We start from the raw sequence: 23,256 nt of genomic DNA, 5'->3' as shown, positions 1-23,256 counted from the left end.
ACTATCTCCGCGGAAAGATTCTGGATTGCTTCGCTGCGCTCGCAATGACGAGGATTACCACACCGCCGTGCCCTTCATGGTCGGCTGTCCCTCCGCGTTCGCGGTCCACAGCTCCATGCCGGCCTCGGTCTCGTTGGCGTTGATGGAAAACTCGCTGCCTTCGAACAGCGGCTGCACGCCGCGATAGGTGAACTTCTTCGGCGCCTTGCCGCCGCGCAGCTTCGCCGCCATCTCGATGATGAACGTTGCCTGCAACGGTCCGTGGAAGATCAGGCCCGGATAGCCCTCGACCGCAGTGACGTAATCGCGGTCGTAATGGATGCGGTGGCCGTTGAAGGTCAGTGCAGAATAACGAAACAGCAGCACGGGATCCGACACGTAGGTCTCGCGATGCTGCGCCTGCGGCGGCGGAGGCGGGGCCTTTGTAATCGTGGCCTGCGTGGTCGTCATCTCGCGATAGACGATGTCCTGGCGCTCGCGGATGGCGACTCCCCGCGGCGAGGAGATGCTGTGCTCAACCGAGACGAAGCACAGCGTGCCGGTCGATCCCGTCTTTACCTGCACATCGGCGATGCGCGAGGTCCCGCGTCGATTCGTCACCGACGCGCAGGGGCTGAAAAAATTCGATCTCGCCGCCGGCCCACATCCGGCGGGGCAGCGGCACCGGCGGCAGGAAGCCGCCGCGGGTGGGGTGGCCGTCTGGGCCGAGCATCGACATCGGAAACACCGGCTGGGCCAGGCACCAATGCACCGTGAACGGCGCCGCATCGCCAGCCTTGGGCGCGCCGACCTCCTGGAACAGCGTCGCGCGCAAACCCTTGACGAGCTGCGCGGTGACGGTGTCGGTCGCTTCTTCGCTGCGGCCGATCCATTGCCTGAGATGATCGATGTCGAGCTTCCCGGTCATGACGCCTCGCTCTGGTTATTTCCTGGATTGGGGATTTTCGCCGATGCCGGGCACTGCGCCATAGGCGCGCGTCTCGCCGATAATGATCGGCGCCGGCGCGGGATAGCTGACACGTCCCTGCGGCGTGTCGACCTCGATGCGGCGCAGATGCGGATGGTTGGTGAGGTCGGCCATGGTGTTGACCTCGGCAAAGGCGATATCGGCATCGGACAGCCGCTTCAGGAGCTCATCGCGCGTCAACTTGCCGAAGGCATCCGCGACCGTCTGGTCGGTGAAGTCGCGGTTGCGCACGCGCTCGACCATGTTGGCGACGCGGGGATCGGAGGACAAATCCGGCTGGTCCAGCACTTTTGCGCAAAGCGTCTTCCACTCGCGCTCGCTCTGGATCGAGATCAGAATGTCCTTGCCGTCGCTGGAGGTGAACACGCCGTAGGGTGCGATCGAGGGATGACGCAGGCCCATGCGCTTCGGTGGATTGCCGGCTTCGGAGTTGAGCAGCGGCACGGTGCACCAGTCCGCCATCACGTCGAACATGGAGATACGGATGTCGGCGCCCTTGCCGGTGCGCCCGCGCCCGATCAGCGCTTCCAAAATCGCCGCATGCGCCGTGGCACCAGTCGCAACGTCGACAATCGACATGCCGACGCGCGAGGCGCCGTCGGGATTGCCCGTGATCGAAGCCAGTCCGCTCTCGGCCTGGATCAAGAGATCATAGGCCTTGCGGTGCGCGTAGGGGCCCTCATCGCCATAGCCGGTGATCGTGCACGAGATCAGCGTTGGATAATCCTTCAGCAGCCGCTCGCGCGAAAAGCCGAGCTTGTCCATCGAGCCCGGCTTGAGGTTCTGGATCAGCACGTCGGCGCTCGCGATCAGCCTCTCGAGCTCCGCGCAGCCTTCCTTGATGGCGAGATCGACCACCGCCGATTGCTTGCCGCGGTTGAGCCACACAAAGTAGCTGCTTTGACCCTTGGCCGCCGCGTCATAGCCGCGGGCGAAATCGCCTTCCGGCCGCTCGATCTTGATGACTTCCGCGCCGGCGTCCGCCAGGCGCGACGAGCAGAACGGCGCTGCCACGGCCTGCTCGACCGCAATCACCCTGATCCCGTCAAGAGCTCCCATGATGCGGCCTCAATACGAGCGGGGCATGCCGAGCACGTGCTCGGCGATGAAGGACAGCACGAGGTTTGTCGAGATCGGGGCGACCTGGTAGAGCCGCGTCTCGCGGAACTTGCGCTCGACGTCGTACTCCTCGGCGAAGCCGAAGCCGCCATGGGTCTGGACGCAGGCATTCGCCGCTTCCCAGGACGCATCGGCCGCCAGCATCTTCGCCATGTTGGCTTCAGCGCCGCAGTCGAGCTCGGCTTCGTATTTGCGCGTCGCTTCCTTCACCATCAGCTCGGCCGCACGCATCGCGGCGTAGGCCTTGGCGATCGGAAACTGGACGCCTTGATTCTGGCCGATCGGCCGGCCGAAAACGCTGCGCTCCTTGGCGTAGTTGGTGGCCTTGGCGATGAACCATTTGGCGTCACCGACGCATTCGGCCGCAATCAAAATGCGTTCGGCATTCATGCCGGAGAGGATGTAGCGAAAGCCCTTGCCTTCCTCGCCGATCAGATTTTCCGCCGGCACCTTCATGTCGGTGAAGAACACTTCGGTGGTGGCATGGTTCATCATGGTGCGGATCGGACGGATCTCGAGACCCTTGTCCTTGGCTTCGCGCATGTCGACGATGAACACGGAAAGGCCGTCGGTGCGCTTCTTGACCTGGTCCTTCGGCGTGGTGCGCGCCAGCAGGAGCATCAGGTCGGAATGCTCGGCGCGGCTGGTCCAGATTTTCTGGCCGTTGACGATGTAGCCGGCATTGCCATCCTTGCGCGCAAAAGTCTTCAGCGAGCTGGTGTCGGTGCCGCTGGTCGGCTCGGTGACGCCGAACGCCTGCAGCCGCAGTTCGCCGCTTGCGACCTTCGGCAGGTATTTTGCCTTCTGCTCGTCATTGCCGTGCCGAAGCACGGTGCCCATTGTGTACATCTGGGCATGACAGCCGCCGCCGTTGCAGCCCGCGCGCTGGATTTCTTCGAGGATTGCGGCGGCCGCAGAAAGCTTGAGCCCTGCGCCGCCATATTCCTCGGGGATCAGCACCGAGAGATAACCGGCCTCGGTCAGCGCATCGACGAACGCCTTGGGGTAGGCCATCTCACGGTCGAGCTTGCGCCAGTATTCGCCGGGAAACTGCGCGCAGAGCTTTGCGACGGCTTCGCGGATGTCGGCATGATCTTCGCTGTGGTGTTCTTCACTCATGGCGTTTTCCGTTGGGTGCGGCAGTTAAGATAACGCCGGCCGATCCTCTGGCGTTGTGAAAACAATGCCAGCCCCCTATGCTCATTTGCTATAGCGTATGGAGTAGCCTTCCAGGATTGGCAAGCATGGATTTCCGTCAGCTCAGGACCTTCAGTTGCGTGGCGGAGCTCGGCAGCCTCTCCAAGGCGTCCGACACGTTGCGCGTGGCGCAGCCGGCGCTCAGCCGGCAGATCAAGCTGCTGGAACACGAGCTGCGCATCGAATTGTTCACTCGCAACGGCCGCGGCATGGTGCTCACGGACGCCGGCCGCCTGTTGCTGGCGCGCACCTCCGGCATCGTGCGGCAGATCGACCAGATCCGCGACGACATCCAGTCGTCCAAGGGGCCGCCTTCCGGCCAGGTCGTGCTCGGCCTGGTTCCGACCGTGAGCTGCGTGCTGTCGGCGCGCTTCGCGCGGCGCTGCGTCGAAAAGTTTCCCGGCATTTCGCTGCGCATCGTCGAGAGCTACAGCGGTCATCTGGTCGAATGGCTGCATCGCGGCGAGATGGATCTCGCCATCCTCTACGGCCGCTCCGCCGATCTGCATCTCAACGTCGAAAGCCTCGGCCGCGACAACATCGTTGCGGTCGGGCCGCGCGGTTGTGGTCTCGCGCGCAAGAAGAGCGTCGATGTCGGCTGGCTGCTGCGGCAACGCCTGGTGCTGCCCAGTCATTCCCACGGCCTCCGCGCGCTGATCGAGCACGCGGCCGCCCAGCGCAAGATCAAGCTCAACATCCAGCTCGAGGCGGATTCGTTCCGCGTGCTCACGAGTCTCGTCGAAGAAGGCCTCGGCTTCGCGCTGCTGCCGCCCTCGTCGGTCCACGGCGAGGTCGCGGACGGGGCGGCTGGAAACCGCTGTCGTCTCGAAGCCGATGACGCGCGAGCTCATATTCGCCTCTCCGATCGACCGTCCGGTTTCGACGGCCTCGCTCGCCGTCACCGCCCTCCTGCGCGAGGAGGTCGCCGCCTGCCGCAAGGACGGCGTGTGGGACATCAAGTTGAGCTAGATGCTTTCAGTGCGGTTTAGGACAGAAGGCCGTGTGCGACCCATCGCATGTTGTGCGAGCTGTCATGCCGGAATTTTATATCCGCGCGAAAGGTGTTCATCCTCATCCTGAGGAGCGCGCTCTTGCGCGCGTCTCGAAGGAGGCAGGCCCCGCTCTCGGCCTCGCCCTTCGAGACGCCCGCTTCGCAGGCTCCTCAGGGTGAGGGGATAGAGTTGAACGCGCCGCAATGACGGCGTAGCCGCCTACCCCGGAATCCTCACCGGCAGCGACTCGTATCCCTTGATGAAGCTCGAATAGATCCGCTTGGGTTCGCCGACCACCTCGATGCGGTCGAAGCGCTTCAGCATCTCCTCCCAGACGATCTTGAGCTGCAGCTCGGCGAGGCGCATGCCGACGCAGCGGTGGATGCCGAAGCCGAAGGAGAGGTGGGTGCGCGGCCGCGGGCGGTCGATGACGAAATCGTTCGGCCTCTCGAACATCCCCTCGTCACGGTTGCCCGAGACGTACCACATCACGACGCGGTCGCCTTTCTTGATGTGCTTGCCGCCGATCTCGGTATCCTCAAGCGCGGTGCGCCGCATATGCGCGAGCGGGGTCTGCCAGCGGATCACCTCGGGCACCATGGAATCGATCAGCGCCGGATTCTGCCGCAGCATGTCGTACTGGTCCGGGTTCTCGTTCAGCGCCAGCACCGAGCCGGTCATGGTATTGCGGGTGGTGTCGTTGCCGCCGACGATGAGTAGGATGATATTGCCCATGAGGTTGTCGGGGTCCATGAAGCGCGTGGCGTCGTTGTGTGCCATCAGCGACAACAAATCGTTGCGCGGCGCGGAGTTGACGCGCTCGTTCCACAGCTTGGACATGTAGGCATAGCATTCGTCCATCTCGCGGCGGCGCTCTTCGGCCGAGGCCACGATGCCGCTCTTGGGCAGGGCGGTCGCGACATCCGACCAGCGCGTCAGCTTGCGCCGTTCTTCCCAGGGGAAATCGAACAGGGTGGCCAGCATCTGCGTCGTCAGCTCGATCGAGACGCGCTCGACGAAATTGAAGGTTTCGTTGCGCGGCAGGTTGTCGAGCACGGTCTGCGCGCGCTGGCGGATCAATTTTGCCAGTTCGTCCAGATGCGTCGGCGTGAACATCGGCGACACCGTCTTGCGCTGCGACGAATGCCGCGGCTGGTCCATCGCGATGAAGCTGGGCCAATCATAACCCTCAGGCACGTCGCGGATTCCGATACCGCCGAGCGTCGAATCGGAAGAGAACAGGCTGTGGTTGGTGTCGACATGCATGATGTTGTTGTACTTCACCACCGACCAATACGGGTCGATCGGCGCATTGGTGCAGTAGTGCACCGGCTCTTCCTGGCGCAGCCGTTCGAACCACGGCCACAGGGTGTCGTCCTGGAACAGCCTGGGCGCGCCGGGATGGAACTGCGCCAGCGGCGTCGCATAGGCCTCCTCGCGGGCCCTGCGCACGCGTTCGGCCTTGTCCACGTTAACCGGCGCTTGGATGTTCATGGTCGTGGCTCCAGTTGGTTCTTCCTTCGCCTCACGCCGTAATCTTCACCGGCAGCGTCTCGAGTCCCTTCACGAAACTCGAATAGACCCGCTTGGGTTCGCCGACCACGTCGATATGGTCGAATCGCTTGAGGATCTCTTCCCAGATAATCTTGAGCTGGAGTTCGGCAAGCCGCAAGCCGACGCAGCGGTGGATGCCGAAGCCGAAGGAGAGATGGGTGCGCGGACGGGCGCGGTCGATGATGAACTCGTAGGGCTTTTCGATCGCGTCGGCGTCGCGGTTGCCCGAGACGTACCACATCACGACCTTGTCACCTTTCTTGATCTGCTTGCCCCGGAACTCGAAGTCCGCAAGTGCGGTGCGGCGCATATGGGCCAGCGGTGTCTGCCAGCGGATCACTTCCGGCACGAAGCTGTCGAGCAGTGCGGGGTTTTCGCGCAGCTTGCGATATTGCTCCGGATGCTGGCTCAGCGCGTGGAGCGAGCCCGACATGGTGTTGCGAGTGGTGTCGTTGCCGCCGACGATCAAAAGGACGAGATTGCCGAGGAAGTTTTTCGCGTCCATGTCGCGCGTCGCGGCACCATGCGCCATCATCGACAGGAGGTCGCTCTTCGGCGGCTGTGCGATGCGCTCCTTCCAGAGCCGCGCGAAATAGCCCGCGCATTCGGTCAGCTCCGCCTGACGCTCGTCCTCCGTGGCGACGAGGCCGTCGGGTCCGGGAATGGTGGTCGCGATGTCCGACCAGCGCGTCAGCTTGCGGCGATCCTCCCAGGGGAAGTCGAACAGCACGGCGAGCATCTGCGTGGTGAGCTCGATCGAGACATGGTCGACCCAGTCGAACACCTCGCCGCGCGGCAGATTGTCCAGGCACTCGGCCGAGCGCTCGCGGATGCTCAGCGCCAGATTGTCCAGATGCGTCGGCGTGAACATCGGCGCCACGGTCTTGCGCTGCGCCGCGTGGCGCGGCGGGTCCATCGAGATGAAGCTCTCGCGGCGCAGTTCCGGATCGATGTCGCGGATGGTGATGCCGCCGAGCGAGGAGGCCGAGGAGAAGACCGAATGATTGGTCTCGATCTCCATGATGTCGTTGTAGCGCGTCACCGACCAATACGGCCCGAACATCGAGTCCTTGCAGTAGTGCACGGGATCTTCGCGGCGCAGGCGATCGAAATAGGGCCAGAACGTATCGGTCCTGAACAACTCAGGATCGCCCGGGTCGAATTGCTCCAGCGGCAGTGACGTCGCACGCTCGCGCAATGCGTCGAGCTTTGCCGCGCTCTCGATGGTCCCGTGCATGACCGTTCTCCCTGGCGTGAACCGCGCGTTCTCGTTGAATTTTGCGCTGCGGTATTTGATTTGCAATTACAGCCGGTTGTCTGCGTCGGAGCAAGGGAGAGTTTTGCCACATCCAACCTTCACGAAAGCGACGGACGGCCGTCACGCCGCCCCGCGAACGTGATCTCGCGCACTCCGTTGGGCGAGGAATCGTGCAAGAAATCGACTGGAATCGAGCCAAATCGAACCCGGCCATCTTGGGGATCGACTAATCTCTGATCTATAGTTTGATCGAACCAGGTCCGCACCCCGAGGTTGCTGCCGTGAACGATATGCAATGGGCCCCCATCGGCTCCGAACCCTTACCGCCGCCGCTGCCGTCCACGCGGGTCGATTTCACCGGCAACCGCACCGAGTTTCGCAAATTGGTCACCAAGGGTGCCCTGCTGGAGCTCGTCACCTTCGGCTTCTACCGGTTCTGGCTCGTCACCGACATCCGCCGTCATCTGTGGGCGAACACTGCGATCGATGGCGATGCCGCCGAGTATACCGGCCGGGCCAAGGAGCTGCTGGTCGGCTTTCTGTTCGCGCTCGCGATCCTGGTGCCGATCTATCTCGCCTATTTTCTCGTCGGCATCGAGTTCGAGCGCTGGCAGGGTTTTGCCTCGACGCCGCTGTTCATCAGTTTCTACGCCTTCGGCCAGTTCGCGATCTTTCGCGCGCGGCGCTATCGCCTGACGCGCACGGTCTGGCGCGGCGTGCGGTTCTGGATGGACGGATCTGGCTGGGCCTATTCGTTCCGCGCCATGCTGTGGGGCCTGCTGGTGTTCCTGACGCTTGGTCTCGCATTGCCGTGGCGCGAGGCGTCGCTCGAACGCTACAAGATGCGGCACACCCATTTCGGCGATTTGCGCGGCGAATTCGCAGGCGCCGGCTGGACGTTCTTCAAGCGCGGCTGGTGGCTGTGGCTGCTCAGCCCGATCGCGCTGGTGATCTTCCCGCTCGCGCCGTTCTTCTATGCCGAGTTCAAGGCGCGCGAATGGCGCTGGTGGCTCGACGGCATCCGCATCGGTGGCGTCAGCCTGTCCTCGGATTTGCCGCACAACGCATTCTACGGACTGTACTGGAAAGTGATCGGCTGGTGGACGCTGCTCTCCGCCATCTTCGGCGCCTATATCGGCGGAGCGACCATGCTCGTTGTCACGCTGAGCGGCCTTTCGGTCGAGCAGGCGTTGGGGCCCGGCAATGCCGCCAAGAGCATCCCGACGCTGGTGATGATGGTCGTCGGCTATTTCGCACTCGCCCTTGCCCTTAACATCGTCATGCGCATCTATCTCCAGCGCGATCTCTGGGCCAAGCTGCTGGAAACCGTCGATGTGCACAACATCGCGGCCGCGGCGGATGTGCGTGGGAGCGGCGAGCTCGCCAGCGCACTCGGCGAAGGTTTTGCCGATGGACTCGATGTCGCGGGATTTTGAGCTGTGAGTGAGTTGCCCACCGATGTCCCGGCGCAGTCCGCAAAGCCGACCATCTTCTTCGACGGCGTGTCGAGCCGCAGGCGGCAGGTGACGCTGGTGCTCGGCGACGCGCTGGAGATCCTCGAAGAGGGCGGGACGCCCGTTGTCTGGCCCTATACCGACATCCGCCGCGCCGACAGCCCGGCCGGCATTTTGCGGCTCGCCTGCGCTTCCGCGCCGCCGCTGGCACGGCTGGAAATTCGCGACGCTCTGCTCGCCTCAGACGTGACCGTCCGCTGCGTACGGCTCGACGAGCACCAGACTTCGCGCCGCGGCGTCGCAAAAATCGTCGGCTGGTCGATGGCTGCCGCCGTCTCCATCGTCTGCGTCGTGCTGTTCGGTGTGCCGCTCGCTGCCGACCGCCTCGCGCCGCTGGTGCCGAAACCAATCGAGCGGCGCATTGGCGATGCGTCGGAGGTTCAGGTCAAGACCATCTTCGGCCGCAATCTGTGCGAGGATGCGGCGGGGAAAGCGGCCTTCATCAAACTCGTCAATCGGCTGCGCGATGCCGCCGGTCTCGACGACGATTCCATGACGGCCGGCGTGCTGCCGACCCCGGTGCCGAACGCGTTCGCGCTGCCGGGCGGCAAGGTCTTCGTGTTGAAGGGCCTGCTCGACAAGGCCGAAAGCCCGGACGAGCTCGCCGGCATCCTCGCCCACGAGCTCGGTCATCTCAAGCATTACGACAACATGCGCGGCCTGATCTACAACGGCGGCACCTCGTTCCTGATCGGCCTGTTGTTTGGCGACGTCACCGGCTCGAGCGCCGTGATCTTCGCCTCGCGCAGCGTGGTCGAGGCTTCCTATTCGCGCGAGGCCGAGACCGCTGCGGATACGTTTGCCATCGAGATCATGCACAAGCTCGGCCGCTCGCCGAAGCCCGCGGCCGAACTGATGTTCCGCATCACCGGCAAGGAAGGCGGCGGCCTCACGTCGATCCTCGCGAGCCATCCGCTGACCGAGGACCGCCTCGCCCGCATGACGAAAGAAGGCCGCCCCGCCAGCGGCCCGCCGCTTCTCACGGATACGGAGTGGCAGTCGCTGAAGTTGATTTGCGGCAGCGGGAAGATCTGAGCTTCGCCTTATCGCGTCCCATAGGCGCGGTCGCCGGCGTCGCCGAGGCCCGGCAGGATAAAGCCGTTCTCGTCGAGACCTTCATCCACCCCGGCCGTCCAGATCGGGACGTCCGGATGCAATCCGCGCAGCCGTTCCAGTCCCTCCGGCGCGGCGATCAGGCAGGCCAGCCGAATATCCTTGGCGCCACGCTCCTTCAGCCGATCGATTGCGGCGACGGCCGTGTTGGCGGTCGCAACCACAGGCGTCACCACGATTGCGAGGCGTTCGCCGAGGTCGGACGGCGATTTGAAGAAGTATTCGACCGCGGCAAAACTGTGCGGCTCGCGGTAGAGCCCGATATGCGCGACGCGCGCGGTCGGCACCAAATCCATCATGCCGTCGACGAAAGTCGTGCCGGCGCGCAGCATGGGAACGAACACCAGCTTCTTGCCCGCGATCTTGGCCGAGTGCATCCGTGCCAGCGGCGTGTCGACCACGACGTCGGTGAGCGGCAGGTCGCGCGTCACCTCATAGCACAGGAGCATGCCGATCTCCTTGATCAGCTCGCGGAATGACTTTGTCGAAATGGACTTGTCCCGCACCAGCGTCAGCTTGTGCTGCACCAGCGGATGATCGACGATCGTGACGCCTTCCATAGTGGATGCTCTTGCTTTTTCCCTTCTCCCCTTGTGGCAGAAGGTGGCGCGAAGCGCCGGATGAGAGGTCTGTTTCCGCGAATTCAAACGATCTGGTTATCAGAACACCGTGCCGTCGCTGATCACCTTGAGCGGCGGCGAACCGTCGGGCCGGCGGGAGAACGCGATGGCGCGGCCCGCGGCCCAGGTGCCGCCTTCCAGAATGCTGGCGAGCGGCAATGTATCGGGGGTGCGGCCGAGTTTTGCGCGAACCAGTTCGGCAAGCCGGTCGAGCAGCGCCACGGTGAGCGCGCGCCACTCCACGACGAGAGCTGAATCCACCGCATGCGCGCGCTCGGCGTCAGCCGCATCGCGCAGGCGCAGCACCTCGTGATCGACGAACAGGCCGCCATTGCGGTATTCGGCAAGCCCGGTCAGGCCGTCGATGTCGGTGACGTTGAATCCGGCGCGCTGGAGCGGCTCGATTAGCGAGTAGCTCAGCCATTGCGATAGCTTGTGCAAGGGCACAAGGCCCGCAGTCGCATCGTCCGTCTTGATTGCAGGATGGCGCCAGCAATCTCCGAGCGGAATTCCCGCAAGTTCCAGCCGCGAAGGCCAGATCGGTCCGAGCTGGTTCAGCACGGCGGACAGGATCGCGGCTGCGGGAAGCGCGCCGCCATTCGCCTGCGCCGCGATGTGATCGAACAGGCCGCCCGGCCGCGGCGTGTCGTGCGAGCCGAACACGTCCGCTCGCTCCGCCACCAGCTTGCCCAGACGCCGCAGCAGATCGGTACGTCCTTCGAGCCCGAGCAGCGGATTGGCATCGCTCACCTGAAAGGCGGCTGTGAGCGCGGCGAGCGGCAGTTTTGCGAGCACGTCCGCATCGGCCCTGAACGATGCGCTGGCATCGCGGGAAAAGAGGCCGCTCGCGAACATGTCGAGGCTTGCGATCGCAAGCCCTTCGGATCGGCCAATGCCCTGTCCCGTCACGGCGTCGCGGTATCGCCACGCCGCACCCGCGCCGGCATCGAGCAGCACGCTGACGATGGCAAGGTCAAACTCCGCACGCGCTCGCGCCGCGCGATCGGGCCATGAGGCCGCGTCCGCAAGTCGCGCCCAGCGGTCGATGCCACCGAACACGAAATGCCGCCACCGCGCGTGGAACGGGATCTCAAGCGTCGGATAGGCTTTTCGCGTGACCGCGAGCACGGCCTCCGCAACGCCGTCCATGCGATCGAGATCGATCGTGAAATGCGTCAGCCCGCCGTTCAGGCCGATCTCGAGCATCTCGCCGGCACGCGCGCGAACCGCTGCTGCGCTGAGCAGCGAACGGGCCTGCAATTCCAAAGCGTCTGCCATCAATTGATCAGTATTTTTCCAGCGAACGCCCGACCACGTCGTCGACGTCCTTCGCCGGCGCGATGTCGTCCGAATAATAGCCGGCGGCCTTCTTCGCGGCGATCTCGACATAGGCGTCGGCCGGGATCAGCTCCGGCGGGATCGGCACGCGCTCGACGATGTCGATGCCCTGCGAGGTCAGCGCGTCGTGCTTCATGTCGCTCATCGACAAGAAGCGGTCGATGCGCTTCAGGCCGAGCCAGTGGATCGTGTCCGGCATCAATTGCTGGAAGCGCGCGTCCTGGACGCCGGCGACGCATTCGGTGCGCTCGAAATAAGCGGCAGCCGCATCGCCGTCCTCCTGGCGCTTGCGCGCATTGTAGACCAGGAATTTCGTGACCTCGCCGAGCGCGCGGCCTTCCTTGCGGTTGTAGATCACGAGCCCGAGCCCGCCCTCCTGGGCGCCGCGCGCGGATTCCTCGATGCCGTGGATGAGATAGGGCCGGCAGGTGCAGATATCGGAGCCGAACACGTCGGAGCCGTTGCACTCGTCATGGACGCGGCAGGTGATCTTGGTGCGATGGTCCGGCAGCTTGGTGACGTCGCCGAACATGTAGATCGTTGTGCCGCCGATCGGCGGCAGAAACACCTTCATGTCCGGCCGCGTCACCAATTCGGGGAACATGCCGGCAGTCTGCTCGAACAGCGTGCGCCGCAGCTCGGTCTCGTTGGTCGCAAAGCGTTCCGCAAGGCCGGGCAGATACCAGACCGGATCGATCGCGATCTTCACCACCGACACGCTGCCATTGGCGTGGACGACATCGCCGTCGGCGCGCAGGCGTTTTGCGGCGAGCGCCTCGCGGATCTCCGGCAGGTCCAGCCGCGCGCGCGTTACCGCGATGCTCGGTCGAATGTCGATGCCCTCGGCGATGTCCTTGCCGAAATTCTCGGCGACGAGATGCCCCCAGGGATCGAGCGCGACGATTTTTGCCGGGATCGCTCCATTGCGGAAACGGCCCGATGGTCGCCGCGGGAAAGGTGTTGGTGAGATCGGGACGCCGGATAGGATCGAGCGCGCCGGCGGACACTGCGAGCGCCCGGTACATCGCATAGGAGCCGCCATGGCTGCCGATCACGTTGCGATCCCCTGCGCGCGACACCGTGCCGATGATCGGCCCGCGGGCGCGTGCGTCGGCGGCGCCCCAGTGGATCGGGAAGGCGGCCTTCCGGCCCGGCTCCGGATGGGAGGTCAGGCGGATGTGGTCGGTACGGTTCGCGCGGCTCATGACCAAACTCCTAAAAAGCCAACGGCCCGCCGCTCGGACGGGCCTGGCTCAGTCGCGTTGCCGGTCCGGTCACCGGCGGCGCAAGATCAATCCAACATATTGTAGCGGTGAGCTGCGACAGACAAGTTAATCGTGCCCGCGCAGGCTCGCCCTTGCCGATGCTGCTCATCCAGGTATTCGCGCGCTATGACCGGCGCGCGACGCCGGCACGGGCCACGGGCTGTGAGCTATATCTATGTAATTGTTTGTGTTTTTAAAGGGGCGGGCGTCCCGTGGCGCGCCTAAGCCAGTTGCCGCTCGCCCCCGGGCGTCCGGATCACCGCGCGAAACGACGGCTCGGGCTCACGGCTGAAACGGATACGCGGATCGTCCAGAAAGCCCGTCAGCGACGACCGGATCGTGTCCGCCTCGGGGTGCCGTATCTCGAACGCCAGCAGCGCGCAGCCGAGGTCGGGCATGCGCGAGGCCGGATGCGGGCCGGCCGGCCACTCAATCACGGTCGGAAACGCGCCATCGAACGGCATCGAGCCGTCGGGCGGGACGGAGATCAGCCATTCGAGATTGCCGCGCGTCACAGGAATCGCCGGCCGGGCGGCTTGCGGGATCTTCGCAAGCGCTGATGCGATATCGGACGTGCTCACGACCCAGGTCATCAGCCGCGGCGAGGATGCGAGCGCTGCATGCGTTCGCGGATCGTCCATCGCGTAACCAGCGCGGCCGGGTTGGCGCCGGGGCCGACGGGTTCGGCGCGATGACTTCGAGGAACGCCGTCTCGCTCAGCCGCAGCAGATGATTATGCGTTCCCATCAGCGGATGCGCACCGCCCGCCGGCGGCGCTATGCCGAGCGCCTGCTCGACATAGGCAACGCCCTCGGCAAGGTCTTTGGCGGCGACGGTGATGTGGTCAAGACGAAGCATGGTCAACATCTTGCACAAATTGGCCGCGTCCACACCATCCAAACAGGTGACTGGATAAAACCCGCATATTCGGACATATCGACAGATCGGCTCTGTCCCCGGAGAACGCCATGCCTGCCGCCAGCTACGTCGACCCCCGCAACGCAAAGCTCTATCCGCTGGACCAGCCGCGCTGGTGCTCGGACGAGCGCACGCCGCTGCTGGTGACGCCGGGTGCGGGCATATCGCCCGAGGACATCGAGCCCCGCACCCGATCGCTCTGGCGCTACCGGGCGGCGTTGCCGGTCGAGATCGCAAAGCCGATCACGCTCGGCGAAGGCTGCACGCCGCTGGTGCAGCAGGATTGGGGCGACCTGCGCCCGTTCTTCAAGCTCGAATGGTTCAACCCGACCGGCAGCTTCAAGGACCGCGGCTCGGCGGTGATGCTGTCCTTCCTCCGCCAGATCGGTGTCGACGCCATTCTGGAGGATTCATCCGGCAATGGCGGCTCCTCGATGGCGGGGTTGGGTGCCGCCGGCGGCATGCGCGTGAGGATTTTGGCGCCGGCATCCACGTCGCCGGCCAAGATCGCGCAGGTGCGTGCCTATGGTGCGGCGGTGCAGCTCGTCGAGGGCCCGCGCGAGGAATCGGAGGCCGAGGCCATCCGCCAGTCCAGCCAGACCTTTTACGCCAGCCACAATTGGCAACCGTTCTTTCTCGAAGGCACCAAATTGCTCGCCTATGAGATATGGGAAGATTTCGGCTTTCGCGCCCCCGACAACGTCATTGTCCCCGTCGGCGCCGGCAGCTCGCTTCTCGGTTGCGCCTTCGGCTTCCGCGAGCTGCTGAGGGCAGGCCAGATCGCAAAGCTGCCGCGGCTGTTCGCGGCGCAGCCTCAAAATTGTTCGCCGATCGATGCGAGTTTTCAGGCGGGCGTTGACACGCCTGTCGCGCGCGAGGTGAACAAGACCATCGCCGAAGGCACCGCCATCAAGAATCCCTTGCGCCTGCGCGAGATCATCGGCGCCTTACGCGAGAGCGGCGGTGGCACAGTTGCGCTCACGGAGGATGAGATCGTCGCCGCCCTGCGCCGCCTGGCACGGCAGGGCCTGTTCGCCGAGCCGACCAGCGCCAGCGCGGCCGCGGCCCTGGAAAAACTATCCGCCACAGGCGCCATCAAGGCGAACGAGACCACGGTCGCGGTGCTGACCGGCACCGGCCTGAAGGCCGCGACCACAGTTGCCGATCTCGTGCAGTAGGGCTGGCGCGACCGCCTTTGCGGTGCGTTGAACCTTTGGTATCCTTGGTTAGCCTCATGAAAACTGACGTCGAGCGAAGGGAGAGTTCCATGACCGCGCAAGACCCGTTTGCTGGTTTCAAGGCAGTCCAGAAGGAGGCCTGGTCGCTGTTCACGCCAATGGAAGTGTTCACGACGCCCGCGGCGGCCAAGCTCGTGAGTTTCGCCGGGGTCGCTACCGGCCAAAGGCTGCTGGATGTCGGATGCGGCACCGGCGTTGCCGCGATCACGGCGGCGCGCCGCGGTGCAAAGGTCAGGGGCCTCGACCTGTCTCCGGTTCTGATCGAGCGCGCCCGCGAGCACGCGCAGCTGGCGAACCTCGATCTCGACTTCGCCGAAGGCGACGCCGAAAGCCTGCCCTACGGCGACAACGAGTTCGACGTGGTGCTCAGCCAGTTCGGCCACATGTTCGCGCCGCGCCCCGAGGTCACCATCGGCGAGATGTTGCGCGTGCTGAAGCCCGGCGGCACCATCGCCTTCTCCACCTGGCCGCCGCATCTCTATGTCGGACGGATGTTCGCGCTGATCGGCCGCCATCTGCCGCCGCCCGAGGGCGTGGCCTCACCGGTGTCGTGGGGTGATCCGAAGATCGTCGCCGAACGTCTCGCAGGGAAGGTGAAGGATATTTCGTTCGAGATGGACATCATGAATCCGTCCGCACTCAGCCCGCAGCATTTCCGCCGCACCATGGAAACGACGATTGGGCCTTTGATCAAGCTCGTGGCCCAGTACAAGGACGAGCCGGACAAGCTGCGAAGTTTGCGCAGCGAGTTCGAGGCGCTGATCTCCGAATATTTCGACGGAAGCAACAACGTGATGCGCCAGCAATTCCTGATGACGAAGGCGAGGAAAGTGTGACTGCTTTCTCTTCTCCCTTTGTAGGGAAGGCGCCTCACTCTTTCAGATCATTCACGCGCGTCACCCAAATGCGCACATCGGTGAGCACGTCGGGCAGCACCGCCTTGACTTCCTGTATAGTCATGCCGGCCTTGATGCGGGGATCGTAGAGCAGGTTGAGGATGTACTGGTCGTAAACGTCGAAATACCCCATCGAGACGTTGTCGTTGAACATGGTCCAGGGCACGCTCGCGGTGTCGTTGATCGGGCCGAGCGATTGCAGCAGCTCCTCATAGGCGCAGTCGAGGAAGGTGAAATCGCCGTTGTCGACGGTGAGGATGACGTCGGAATGCTCGATCTCGTAATTGTCGTTCTTGCGAAAGCCGGACAGGCATTGCGGATCGAGCGAGGTGCGGATCTCGCGGGCCTTCGCCGCGCCGTAGAAGCTCGAGATGGTGCGGAACAGATCGCTGTCGCGCACGAGCTTCACCCGCACATTCGCCGCCTCGCTGGTGTCGATCATGGCGATGTCGAGATGCTGCACGCGCTTGCCGATGTCGGCCACGACTTTTGCGAGCTGCGCCTTGCGGTCGGCGCGGTCGCTCTCGGCGAACACGCGCACCGGCCCGTCGAACTTGCGGATGCGGTCGACACGGCCGGCAAGGTGGTATTCGGCGCCGAACGCCGTCTTCAGAAAGCCATCGACGATCTCGCCGTCGGTAAAGCTCTTCTTCTCGGCGCGCTGGCGCGAGGCGATCGCGGGCAATTCGCCCGCGACGGCGATGGTAGCGGTGTCAGGGACGAACGCGACGGTGGCGAGCGCCAGCAGGGCGATGCGAAAGCCGGACGAAGACGGGGCCAATGCGCTCATTGCCGGGCGACGCTGCCGTATTCGCAAGCGACGCACAAGACCGCATATTCACGCGCTCGCGGTTTCCTGCGGTTCGTCGCCCGCTAGTTGTTGAGCACGACCACGGTGGTGCCGACCCCGACGCGGCCGTAGAGGTCGCTGACGTCGTCATTGGTCATGCGGAAGCAGCCTGAGGACACCGCCTGGCCGATCGTCTCCGGCTCGTTGGAGCCGTGGATGCGGTAGAGCGTCGAGCCCAGATACATCGCGCGTGCGCCGAGAGGATTCTCGATGCCGCCCTTCATGTGACGCGGCAGGTCCGGCCGGCGGGCCAGCATCTGCGACGGTGGCGTCCAACCCGGCCATTCCTTCTTGGCGGTGATCCTGTGCACTCCGCCCCAGCGGAAGCCGTCGCGGCCGACGCCGATGCCGTAGCGCAGTGCCTGGCCGTTCTCGAGTACCAGGTAGAGCCGGCGCTCGCTGGTGTTCACGACGATCGTGCCGGGGGCGTATTTGCCGTTATACATGACGGTGGTCCGGGGGACCGGGCTCGAGCCGCCGCGGAAGAAGTTCGGGCCGCCGCCCATGATGTCGCGCGTGTCGAACTCTTCGGCGAAGGCGCCGCCGGCGGTGGCCGACAGCAGTGCGATGGCGGCGATCGGTGCGGCAAAAAACCGGATCATTGTTTCCCCCAGCAAAAATCGATTCAACTGAAGTCACAGGCCATATTTGCGGGCTTTCCGCAAGCCACGGCCCCGTGAGGCAGGCATCCTTAATGAAGGAAGTTACCAAATCGGCAACCACGCCAATTTGGCGAAAAGCATTAGCCAAACCGGCGCATCGACGCGCGGGGCAGGGCGGCGATGCCGGCTATTGCTTTGACGAGACGAGCGAACAATGATTGATCGGACGGATTGTTGGAAAATTGCCGGTTACGGGAGCTGACGGATGAACGGTGCGGAAAGTCTGGTGCGGACGATGGTCAAGGGCGGGGTTGACGTCTGCTTCTCCAACCCCGGCACCTCCGAGATGCATTTTGTCGCAGCGCTCGACCGCGTGCCCGGGATGCGTTGCGTGCTCGGCCTGTTCGAGGGCGTGGTGACCGGCGCTGCCGACGGCTATTTCCGCATGAAGGGCACGCCGGCCTCGACGCTGCTGCATCTCGGTCCCGGTCTCGCCAACGGCCTTGCCAATCTGCACAACGCCAAGAAGGCGAATTCCGGCATCGTCAACATCGTCGGCCAGCACGCCGTCTACCACATCGCCTACAACGCGCCGCTGACCTCCGACATCGAGGGTTTGGCCCGGCCGATGTCGTCCTGGGTGCGGACCTCGCCGAACTCCAAATCGGTCGCCGCCGATGGTGCCGCGGCGATCGCCGCCGCCAGAAGCGCGCCGCCGCAGATCGCGACACTGATCCTGCCCGCGGACACTGCGTGGAACGAGGCCGAGGGCATCGCCGAGGTTCCGGCCGAGCAGCAGCGCGCGAGCTATTCGCCGCAGGCGGTCGAGCAAGCCGCAAAGATCCTGCACGGCGACGGAGAGGGTACGCTGCTGCTGATGACCGGCAGTGCGCTGAGCGAGCAGGGGCTGGCGCTGGCCGAGCGCATCGCCGCCAAGACCGGCTGCACCGTGATGGGCCCGACCTTCCGTCCCAGGATGGCGCGCGGCCGCGGCCGCTTTTCGATTGATCGGATCCATTACGTGATCGACAACGCGCTGCAGATGCTGGCGAAGTTCCGTCACATCGTGCTGGTCGAGTCCGACGATCCCGTGGCGTTCTTCGCCTATCCAAACAAGCCGAGCATACTCAAGCCCGAGGGCTGCGACGTGCATCGCATGACCTCCTGGGGCGAGAATTCGGTCGCAGCGCTGGAAGCGCTTGCGGGCGCGGTGAAGGCCAGTGCGAAGGACGTCAAGCCGCAGGCCGCGCAGGAGCTGCTCAAGCCGACCGGCGCGCTCACCCACGCCTCGATCGCGCAGTCGATCGCCTACGCGATTCCCGAGAATGCGATCCTGATCGACGAATCGCTGACCACCGGCCGCGCCTTCTTCCCGCCGACGGCGGCCGCCGCTCCGCACGACTGGCTCCAGAACATGGGCGGCTCGATCGGTTTCTCGACGCCGCTCTCGATTGGTGCCGCGATCGCCTGCCCGGATCGCAAGGTGATCTGCATGGTCGGCGACGGCAGCGCGATGTACACGATCCAGTCGCTGTGGACGCAGGCCCGCGAGAATCTCAACATCGTCACCATCGTGTTCGCCAATCGCATTTACCAGATCCTGCGCGGCGAGTTCGACAATGTCGGCGCCGGCGAGCCCGGCCAGCGCGCCAACGACATGCTCCGCCTCGACCGGCCGACGCTGGATTTCGTGGCGCTGGCCAAGGGCATGGGCGTCCCCGGCCGCGCCGTCACCAACGCGGACGAGTTCAACAAGGCGCTGGCCGAAGCCGTCGCCGAGCCCGGACCGCGGCTGATCGAAGTCCAGATGTAGGATCTGGTCGATCGCGCCGCGAATTCCGGCCTCATCCTGAGGAGCCCGCGTTACGCGGGCGTCTCGAAGGATGGTGACAGGCGGGATACGGACCTTCATGGTTCGAGACGCGCGTTCCGCGCTCCTCACCATGAGGGTCTGGTGACGGCGCATCGGAATGCGCGTGATGGGCCGGGGAGCACGATGCAGACCGAGCTGAACAAGGTGATCGCGGCGCTCCGGGACTTCTACGCGCACGAAGCATTCCTGTTCGAGAAGGACATCGGCGAGCGGGCGGTGACCCACCGCTTCGCCGTCTATCTCGAGCGGCAGTTTTCGGGCTGGGCGGTCGACTGCAACTACGACCGGCTCGGCGAGCGCACGCTGCATCTGCCCCACGGCACCATCATCTCGACCGACGATCATCTGGGCAAGTCGATCTATCCTGACGTCGTCGTGCATCAGCGCGAGATCCCGAACAATTTGCTCACCGTGGAGATCCGCAAGGCGAGCAATCACACCCCGCTCGATCACGACCAGCACAAGCTGATGGCGCTGACGGATGCGCATGTCTGGTTCGCCTACTGGATCGGCGTGCTGCTGGTGCTGGACAGGCACCATGTGACGATCTCGGAGGTCTATGTCAGCGGCGTCGTCGATCAGCCGCTGTCGCGCTGGTTCGCGACGCGGCTGGAGGAGAGCGGCCTCGGGACGGCGCGTTAAGTGGGACGTGACGTGCAACTGCGACGCGATCGGCTGGCGTCGAGCGAAAGTGATCGTGCTTCCGCCAACCGCTGCCCGCCGGCCATTCCAGCCACGACGCCGCTCTCCGATTGCCGGACCCGGCATCGCCGTCGAAACGACTCTCGGCAGCTAACGCGCAGATGCCGTCATCCGGACCGAAGATCGCCGAGGCCCGGTCATTCGGTCCTCCGTCCTCGGTCTGCAGCTGAGGCGTCGGTGCCGAACAATTGAGGCCTCGCGCCTAGCCCTTCGCTGCGGGTACGGGCGGCACCGGCAGAATGATTTCGGAAGCGACCTTCCAGTCCTTCCCGACGCGAAGCCAATTGATGATCATCAGAAACGGCCTCGCTGTTCCATCCTGCCCCGCATAAGAGACCGTGATGTTCATCGGCACGTAGGACTCGGCGACGTCGCGCGTCAGGCCGACAACCCGCAGCTTCGCATAATCTGGCTCGAGCACGACCGGACCGGAGCTGCCGATATCATGCAGCTTTTGATCAATCGCCTCGTTGCCCCAAAAGCCGGCCCAGTTTCCCTCGGACGGAATCGCGCTCTTGGCCACCAGCAGGGTCGAGGGCGATTGCCAGAACATCTCATGCAGAGCCTTGAAATCATGCTTGTTGGCCAATTCCATCAGCCTGCCGAACTTCGATTTGATCGCGCTGAGGGTCGCAGCATCCAGCGGCTCTTTGCTGACGGCGGGAGCGGACGCGACAGGCCCGATGGAAAGAGCCGCGACAGTCAGAGTGACAAGAAGCGTCTTGTACATGCAGGAATTTCCCTTCCAATGTCTGGCCCACGTCATGACAACGTCCATCGCGCCGCGATGGGTATGAGTTACCCACTCCCATCGGCCGAAGACGTCATAAGGACGTTTTAGCTTGCACATTCGCTTAGCAAGGTTGTGATCTTCGCATCGAGATTTCGAGCGACGGCCAAGGCGTCCGAGTTGCCATTATGCAGCAGATAACTCTCCATTTTGTCATAGGAGACGTGCACGCCATCGGGACGTTCGTCGATAAGCACGGTGACCGGAGCGTAAGATCCGGCATCTGGCACGTGCTTGACCATCTCTTTCATGATGAGTGGATTGCCGACCACAAGCCCGTATGATCCTGGGTGTCCTGGATCCGGTTTCACGACGCAGAATGTCGCCGAGGTCGAATTCCGCGAAGAGCATGAGGTTCGTTCGGCCGAGGCCGCTTTGTACGACGTGCTCCAGGTCCGCGAAGGAATTCGTTGCCCTCGTCTCCTTGAAAAATTCGATCATGTCGGGTTGCCCGACCGCCGACTTGAACGCGGCCACGACAGTGTCGAATGGTTTCGAGCTCGTGAGGCTGAAACGCTCCACCTCGAATTTGGCGATTGTCATCTGTCCTCCGTAACAACTCTCAGGGATGATCGCGTCGGAACGTGCCGGGTGTTACGTAGAAGCGGGCTGTGCATCCAGGAAGGTTCGGACGTGGCTGACAAAGGTCTCGTGGTGCTGAAACAGCGCGCCGTGTCCTGAATCGGGATAGAGGACCAGCTGAGCGTTGCCGAGTTCCCTAGACATGGCATAGGCGTTGTTTGCGGGCAGCATGGTGTCGTGGCTGCCGCTGACCACGAGAGCGGGCTGGCGGATGGCGCGCAGAATGGCGTGCTCGGGATCAGGGGTTGCGCACCAGGTGATCAGCGCCTTGGCCTGCGGATCGGTGACCGCGCTGCCGTTATCGGTGTCGCGGTCGTCCTTCCGCACCTTCGTGCGCTTCAGGAACGCCAGGCCGGACGACCGGCTGGCGGACGAATTCGTGAAGAACAGTGGCAGACGTGGGTCCGGCGCATCGGTCTGGGAAAACGCCTGCTGCAGAACCGCTAACAGGTGTTCTTCCCCGCCTTTCGGCGCGGTGCCGACGAGGATGAGCTTCCGGACCAGCCGTTGGTGCTCGGCGGCGATCTGTTGGGCGACGCAGCCGCCGAGCGAAAAGCCCAGCAGGTCGACTTCGGAGAGGCCGAGCAGGTTGATGAAGGCGACTGCATCTCTCGCCATCGCTGCGATGTTGTCAGGCGTTTGGCCCGTCGAGCGACCGACCCCGGCGTTGTCGAATGCGATAACAGGGCGATCGGCTGGCGATGGCGTTGACGACCGCGGGATCCCATGCATCGATGTTGCCCGAGAAATGCTGCAGGAGAACCAGCGGCGTTCCGGTAGTGGGGCCGAGGCGACGATAGGCGAAGCGGATTCCGTGGCCTTCGATGTAACGGGTCGGCGCCGCTTCGAGCGTGGCGGCGTCCTGGCTCGCGATGTCGAGTTGAGTCATGTCATCCTCCGGATGCTTGGCACAAATAATCGAGTGGGGAGACTGGTGTGGCGCAGCGACCGAGGCCTTCCTCTGTAGGCCTCTGAGCGAGCGTGCACGCTCCCGGCGCAAAAGCGCCGGGAGCGGTACCGTCACTTCGCGAGCGCCGCCTTTTCGATGACCTCAGCGACTTGCTTGGCATGGACGACGAGCGAGGCATGGCTGCCGGCGACTTCCGTCGTCTGAGCCTTGATCCTGGCTGCGAACGACTTCTGGGCCTCGGGAGCGAGGACCTTGTCCTTCGTGCTGATGACATAGAACGTCGGCTTGTCATGCCAGGCCGCAACGTCGACGGGGGCTTCGAACGCAACGTGGTTCAGTGGAAGCTGCGAGTTGGCGAGGTGCGTGGCGATCTCCGGAGGAAGGTCAGCCGCGACGGCCGACGGAAACACCTTTGGATCGATGTACAAATTGCCCTTCGCGTCGGGATGGATCGCATTGCCGCCTTCGGTCGGCGGGCCGGCCTTTGCCAGCGACGCCAGGGATTCACCGACCTCCGGCGCGAAGGCGGAGACATAGACCAGCGACGCAACCTTGGGATCGTTGCCGGCTTGCGTGATCACCACGCCGCCCCATGAATGGCCGACCAGAACGGTCCTGCCGTCCTGCTTCGCGAGCGCCTGTTTGGTGGCATCGACGTCGGCGGCGAGCGAAGTGAGCGGATTTTCCACGAGCGTGACGCGGTAGCCTTTCTTTGTGAGAATATCGGCAACGGGCTGCCAGCTGGTCTGGTCCACGAAAGCGCCGTGCACGAGCACGATGTTGTGGGCTGCTCCCTTGGGTAGTTCGGCGGAACGAGCGGAGCCGACGAATGTCGTTCCGGCCAGGAGCACGCTGGCGGCTGAGAGAAGGATATGTCGCATTGATTGTTCCTGTTGGCATGTCGGACGAACAGAGTCCGGAGGAATGGACAGGCGTTTCCAGCAAAAGCGCGGTTCTT

Annotated in this window: 17 protein-coding genes and 7 pseudogenes; 9 read left to right on the top strand and 15 right to left on the bottom strand. The window is 64.1% G+C overall.

Annotated features, from left to right (window positions below):
* Positions 1-54: 54 nt before the first annotated feature.
* The 3 genes and pseudogenes from ACVWW3_RS24725 to ACVWW3_RS24715 form a co-directional block, all read right to left on the bottom strand.
* Positions 55-907: pseudogene (locus ACVWW3_RS24725) on the bottom strand (FAS1-like dehydratase domain-containing protein).
* A 15-nt stretch (positions 908-922) separates the two neighbouring features.
* Positions 923-2,026 carry a CaiB/BaiF CoA transferase family protein gene (locus ACVWW3_RS24720; RefSeq protein ID WP_456648368.1) on the bottom strand — a complete coding sequence of 368 codons (1,104 nt, stop codon included), beginning with the start codon at positions 2,024-2,026 and terminating at the stop codon, positions 923-925.
* A 9-nt stretch (positions 2,027-2,035) separates the two neighbouring features.
* Positions 2,036-3,205, bottom strand: a complete 1,170-nt coding sequence (locus ACVWW3_RS24715; RefSeq protein WP_456648369.1) for an acyl-CoA dehydrogenase family protein — start codon at positions 3,203-3,205, stop codon at positions 2,036-2,038.
* 125 nt (positions 3,206-3,330) lie between these two features.
* Between ACVWW3_RS24715 and ACVWW3_RS24710 the strand changes: the two are divergent.
* Positions 3,331-4,252 (top strand): annotated as a pseudogene (locus tag ACVWW3_RS24710) (LysR substrate-binding domain-containing protein).
* A 242-nt stretch (positions 4,253-4,494) separates the two neighbouring features.
* Here the strand turns inward: ACVWW3_RS24710 and ACVWW3_RS24705 are convergent.
* Positions 4,495-5,769, bottom strand: a complete 1,275-nt coding sequence (locus ACVWW3_RS24705; protein WP_456648370.1) for a cytochrome P450 — start codon at positions 5,767-5,769, stop codon at positions 4,495-4,497.
* A gap of 31 nt (positions 5,770-5,800) precedes the next feature.
* Positions 5,801-7,066, bottom strand: a complete 1,266-nt coding sequence (locus ACVWW3_RS24700; protein ID WP_247441615.1) for a cytochrome P450 — start codon at positions 7,064-7,066, stop codon at positions 5,801-5,803.
* A 311-nt stretch (positions 7,067-7,377) separates the two neighbouring features.
* Here ACVWW3_RS24700 and ACVWW3_RS24695 point away from each other — a divergent pair, with 311 nt between their 5' ends.
* Positions 7,378-8,523 (top strand): YjgN family protein, encoded by a 1,146-nt coding sequence (locus ACVWW3_RS24695; protein WP_456649751.1) that lies wholly within the window; start codon positions 7,378-7,380, stop codon positions 8,521-8,523.
* A 3-nt stretch (positions 8,524-8,526) separates the two neighbouring features.
* On the top strand, positions 8,527-9,636 hold the full coding sequence (locus ACVWW3_RS24690; RefSeq protein ID WP_456648371.1) for a M48 family metallopeptidase: 1,110 nt from the start codon (positions 8,527-8,529) through the stop codon (positions 9,634-9,636).
* 8 nt (positions 9,637-9,644) lie between these two features.
* Here ACVWW3_RS24690 and upp read toward each other — a convergent pair whose 3' ends face one another.
* The 4 genes and pseudogenes from upp to ACVWW3_RS24670 all read right to left on the bottom strand — a co-directional run bounded on the left by upp (position 9,645) and on the right by ACVWW3_RS24670 (position 13,795).
* Positions 9,645-10,274, bottom strand: coding sequence for a uracil phosphoribosyltransferase (upp, locus tag ACVWW3_RS24685; protein WP_247348786.1), 630 nt, complete (start codon positions 10,272-10,274; stop codon positions 9,645-9,647).
* 99 nt (positions 10,275-10,373) lie between these two features.
* Positions 10,374-11,612 (bottom strand): URC4/urg3 family protein, encoded by a 1,239-nt coding sequence (locus ACVWW3_RS24680; protein ID WP_456648372.1) that lies wholly within the window; start codon positions 11,610-11,612, stop codon positions 10,374-10,376.
* Positions 11,613-11,619: 7 nt separating this feature from the next.
* Positions 11,620-12,877 (bottom strand): annotated as a pseudogene (locus ACVWW3_RS24675) (GTP cyclohydrolase II).
* Positions 12,878-13,158: 281 nt separating this feature from the next.
* A pseudogene (locus tag ACVWW3_RS24670) lies at positions 13,159-13,795 on the bottom strand (VOC family protein).
* A gap of 110 nt (positions 13,796-13,905) precedes the next feature.
* Between ACVWW3_RS24670 and ACVWW3_RS24665 the strand changes: the two are divergent.
* Together ACVWW3_RS24665 and ACVWW3_RS24660 are read left to right on the top strand one after the other, a co-directional pair.
* Positions 13,906-15,033 carry a threonine synthase gene (locus tag ACVWW3_RS24665; protein ID WP_456648374.1) on the top strand — a complete coding sequence of 376 codons (1,128 nt, stop codon included), beginning with the start codon at positions 13,906-13,908 and terminating at the stop codon, positions 15,031-15,033.
* Between the two features lie 89 nt (positions 15,034-15,122).
* The gene (locus ACVWW3_RS24660; RefSeq protein WP_247348791.1) at positions 15,123-15,929 is read left to right on the top strand and encodes a class I SAM-dependent methyltransferase; all 807 of its coding nucleotides are present in this window, start codon (positions 15,123-15,125) and stop codon (positions 15,927-15,929) included.
* 34 nt (positions 15,930-15,963) lie between these two features.
* On the opposite strand, the gene ACVWW3_RS24655 is transcribed toward ACVWW3_RS24660, so the two are convergent.
* Both ACVWW3_RS24655 and ACVWW3_RS24650 read right to left on the bottom strand, forming a co-directional pair.
* Positions 15,964-16,779 (bottom strand): DUF2927 domain-containing protein, encoded by an 816-nt coding sequence (locus tag ACVWW3_RS24655; protein WP_247441632.1) that lies wholly within the window; start codon positions 16,777-16,779, stop codon positions 15,964-15,966.
* A gap of 83 nt (positions 16,780-16,862) precedes the next feature.
* Positions 16,863-17,441 (bottom strand): L,D-transpeptidase, encoded by a 579-nt coding sequence (locus tag ACVWW3_RS24650; protein ID WP_456648375.1) that lies wholly within the window; start codon positions 17,439-17,441, stop codon positions 16,863-16,865.
* Between the two features lie 92 nt (positions 17,442-17,533).
* Here ACVWW3_RS24650 and ACVWW3_RS24645 point away from each other — a divergent pair, with 92 nt between their 5' ends.
* From ACVWW3_RS24645 to ACVWW3_RS24630, 4 genes and pseudogenes are all read left to right on the top strand, one after another.
* Positions 17,534-17,659 carry a hypothetical protein gene (locus tag ACVWW3_RS24645; RefSeq protein WP_256467659.1) on the top strand — a complete coding sequence of 42 codons (126 nt, stop codon included), beginning with the start codon at positions 17,534-17,536 and terminating at the stop codon, positions 17,657-17,659.
* 47 nt (positions 17,660-17,706) lie between these two features.
* Positions 17,707-19,254, top strand: coding sequence for an acetolactate synthase large subunit (locus ACVWW3_RS24640; protein WP_456648376.1), 1,548 nt, complete (start codon positions 17,707-17,709; stop codon positions 19,252-19,254).
* 183 nt (positions 19,255-19,437) lie between these two features.
* On the top strand, positions 19,438-19,956 hold the full coding sequence (locus ACVWW3_RS24635; protein WP_456648377.1) for a hypothetical protein: 519 nt from the start codon (positions 19,438-19,440) through the stop codon (positions 19,954-19,956).
* A gap of 43 nt (positions 19,957-19,999) precedes the next feature.
* Positions 20,000-20,186 (top strand): annotated as a pseudogene (locus ACVWW3_RS24630) (hypothetical protein); the annotation flags it as partial.
* Between the two features lie 32 nt (positions 20,187-20,218).
* Here ACVWW3_RS24630 and ACVWW3_RS24625 read toward each other — a convergent pair.
* The 4 genes and pseudogenes from ACVWW3_RS24625 to ACVWW3_RS24610 all read right to left on the bottom strand — a co-directional run bounded on the left by ACVWW3_RS24625 (position 20,219) and on the right by ACVWW3_RS24610 (position 23,179).
* The gene (locus tag ACVWW3_RS24625) at positions 20,219-20,746 is read right to left on the bottom strand and encodes a hypothetical protein (RefSeq protein ID WP_456648378.1); all 528 of its coding nucleotides are present in this window, start codon (positions 20,744-20,746) and stop codon (positions 20,219-20,221) included.
* Between the two features lie 107 nt (positions 20,747-20,853).
* Positions 20,854-21,349: pseudogene (locus ACVWW3_RS24620) on the bottom strand (DUF302 domain-containing protein).
* 51 nt (positions 21,350-21,400) lie between these two features.
* Positions 21,401-22,277, bottom strand: a pseudogene (locus ACVWW3_RS24615) (alpha/beta fold hydrolase).
* 131 nt (positions 22,278-22,408) lie between these two features.
* Positions 22,409-23,179 carry an alpha/beta fold hydrolase gene (locus ACVWW3_RS24610; RefSeq protein WP_247441643.1) on the bottom strand — a complete coding sequence of 257 codons (771 nt, stop codon included), beginning with the start codon at positions 23,177-23,179 and terminating at the stop codon, positions 22,409-22,411.
* Positions 23,180-23,256: the final 77 nt, after the last annotated feature.

The organism is Bradyrhizobium sp. LM2.9 (genome assembly GCF_054056555.1).
This window is presented reverse-complemented; position numbering and strand designations above follow the sequence as displayed.

What these genes read in the sequence shown, in the direction of transcription:
- ACVWW3_RS24720 (WP_456648368.1), bottom strand. Translation starts at nt 2,026, where the DNA reads ATGGGAGCTCTTGACGGGATCAGGGTGATTGCGGTCGAGCAGGCCGTG.
- ACVWW3_RS24715 (WP_456648369.1), bottom strand. Translation starts at nt 3,205, where the DNA reads ATGAGTGAAGAACACCACAGCGAAGATCATGCCGACATCCGCGAAGCC.
- ACVWW3_RS24705 (WP_456648370.1), bottom strand. Translation starts at nt 5,769, where the DNA reads ATGAACATCCAAGCGCCGGTTAACGTGGACAAGGCCGAACGCGTGCGC.
- ACVWW3_RS24700 (WP_247441615.1), bottom strand. Translation starts at nt 7,066, where the DNA reads ATGCACGGGACCATCGAGAGCGCGGCAAAGCTCGACGCATTGCGCGAG.
- ACVWW3_RS24695 (WP_456649751.1), top strand. Translation starts at nt 7,378, where the DNA reads ATGCAATGGGCCCCCATCGGCTCCGAACCCTTACCGCCGCCGCTGCCG.
- upp (WP_247348786.1), bottom strand. Translation starts at nt 10,274, where the DNA reads ATGGAAGGCGTCACGATCGTCGATCATCCGCTGGTGCAGCACAAGCTG.
- ACVWW3_RS24680 (WP_456648372.1), bottom strand. Translation starts at nt 11,612, where the DNA reads ATGGCAGACGCTTTGGAATTGCAGGCCCGTTCGCTGCTCAGCGCAGCA.
- ACVWW3_RS24665 (WP_456648374.1), top strand. Translation starts at nt 13,906, where the DNA reads ATGCCTGCCGCCAGCTACGTCGACCCCCGCAACGCAAAGCTCTATCCG.
- ACVWW3_RS24660 (WP_247348791.1), top strand. Translation starts at nt 15,123, where the DNA reads ATGACCGCGCAAGACCCGTTTGCTGGTTTCAAGGCAGTCCAGAAGGAG.
- ACVWW3_RS24655 (WP_247441632.1), bottom strand. Translation starts at nt 16,779, where the DNA reads ATGAGCGCATTGGCCCCGTCTTCGTCCGGCTTTCGCATCGCCCTGCTG.
- ACVWW3_RS24650 (WP_456648375.1), bottom strand. Translation starts at nt 17,441, where the DNA reads ATGATCCGGTTTTTTGCCGCACCGATCGCCGCCATCGCACTGCTGTCG.
- ACVWW3_RS24645 (WP_256467659.1), top strand. Translation starts at nt 17,534, where the DNA reads ATGAAGGAAGTTACCAAATCGGCAACCACGCCAATTTGGCGAAAAGCA.
- ACVWW3_RS24640 (WP_456648376.1), top strand. Translation starts at nt 17,707, where the DNA reads ATGAACGGTGCGGAAAGTCTGGTGCGGACGATGGTCAAGGGCGGGGTT.
- ACVWW3_RS24635 (WP_456648377.1), top strand. Translation starts at nt 19,438, where the DNA reads ATGCAGACCGAGCTGAACAAGGTGATCGCGGCGCTCCGGGACTTCTAC.
- ACVWW3_RS24625 (WP_456648378.1), bottom strand. Translation starts at nt 20,746, where the DNA reads ATGTACAAGACGCTTCTTGTCACTCTGACTGTCGCGGCTCTTTCCATC.
- ACVWW3_RS24610 (WP_247441643.1), bottom strand. Translation starts at nt 23,179, where the DNA reads ATGCGACATATCCTTCTCTCAGCCGCCAGCGTGCTCCTGGCCGGAACG.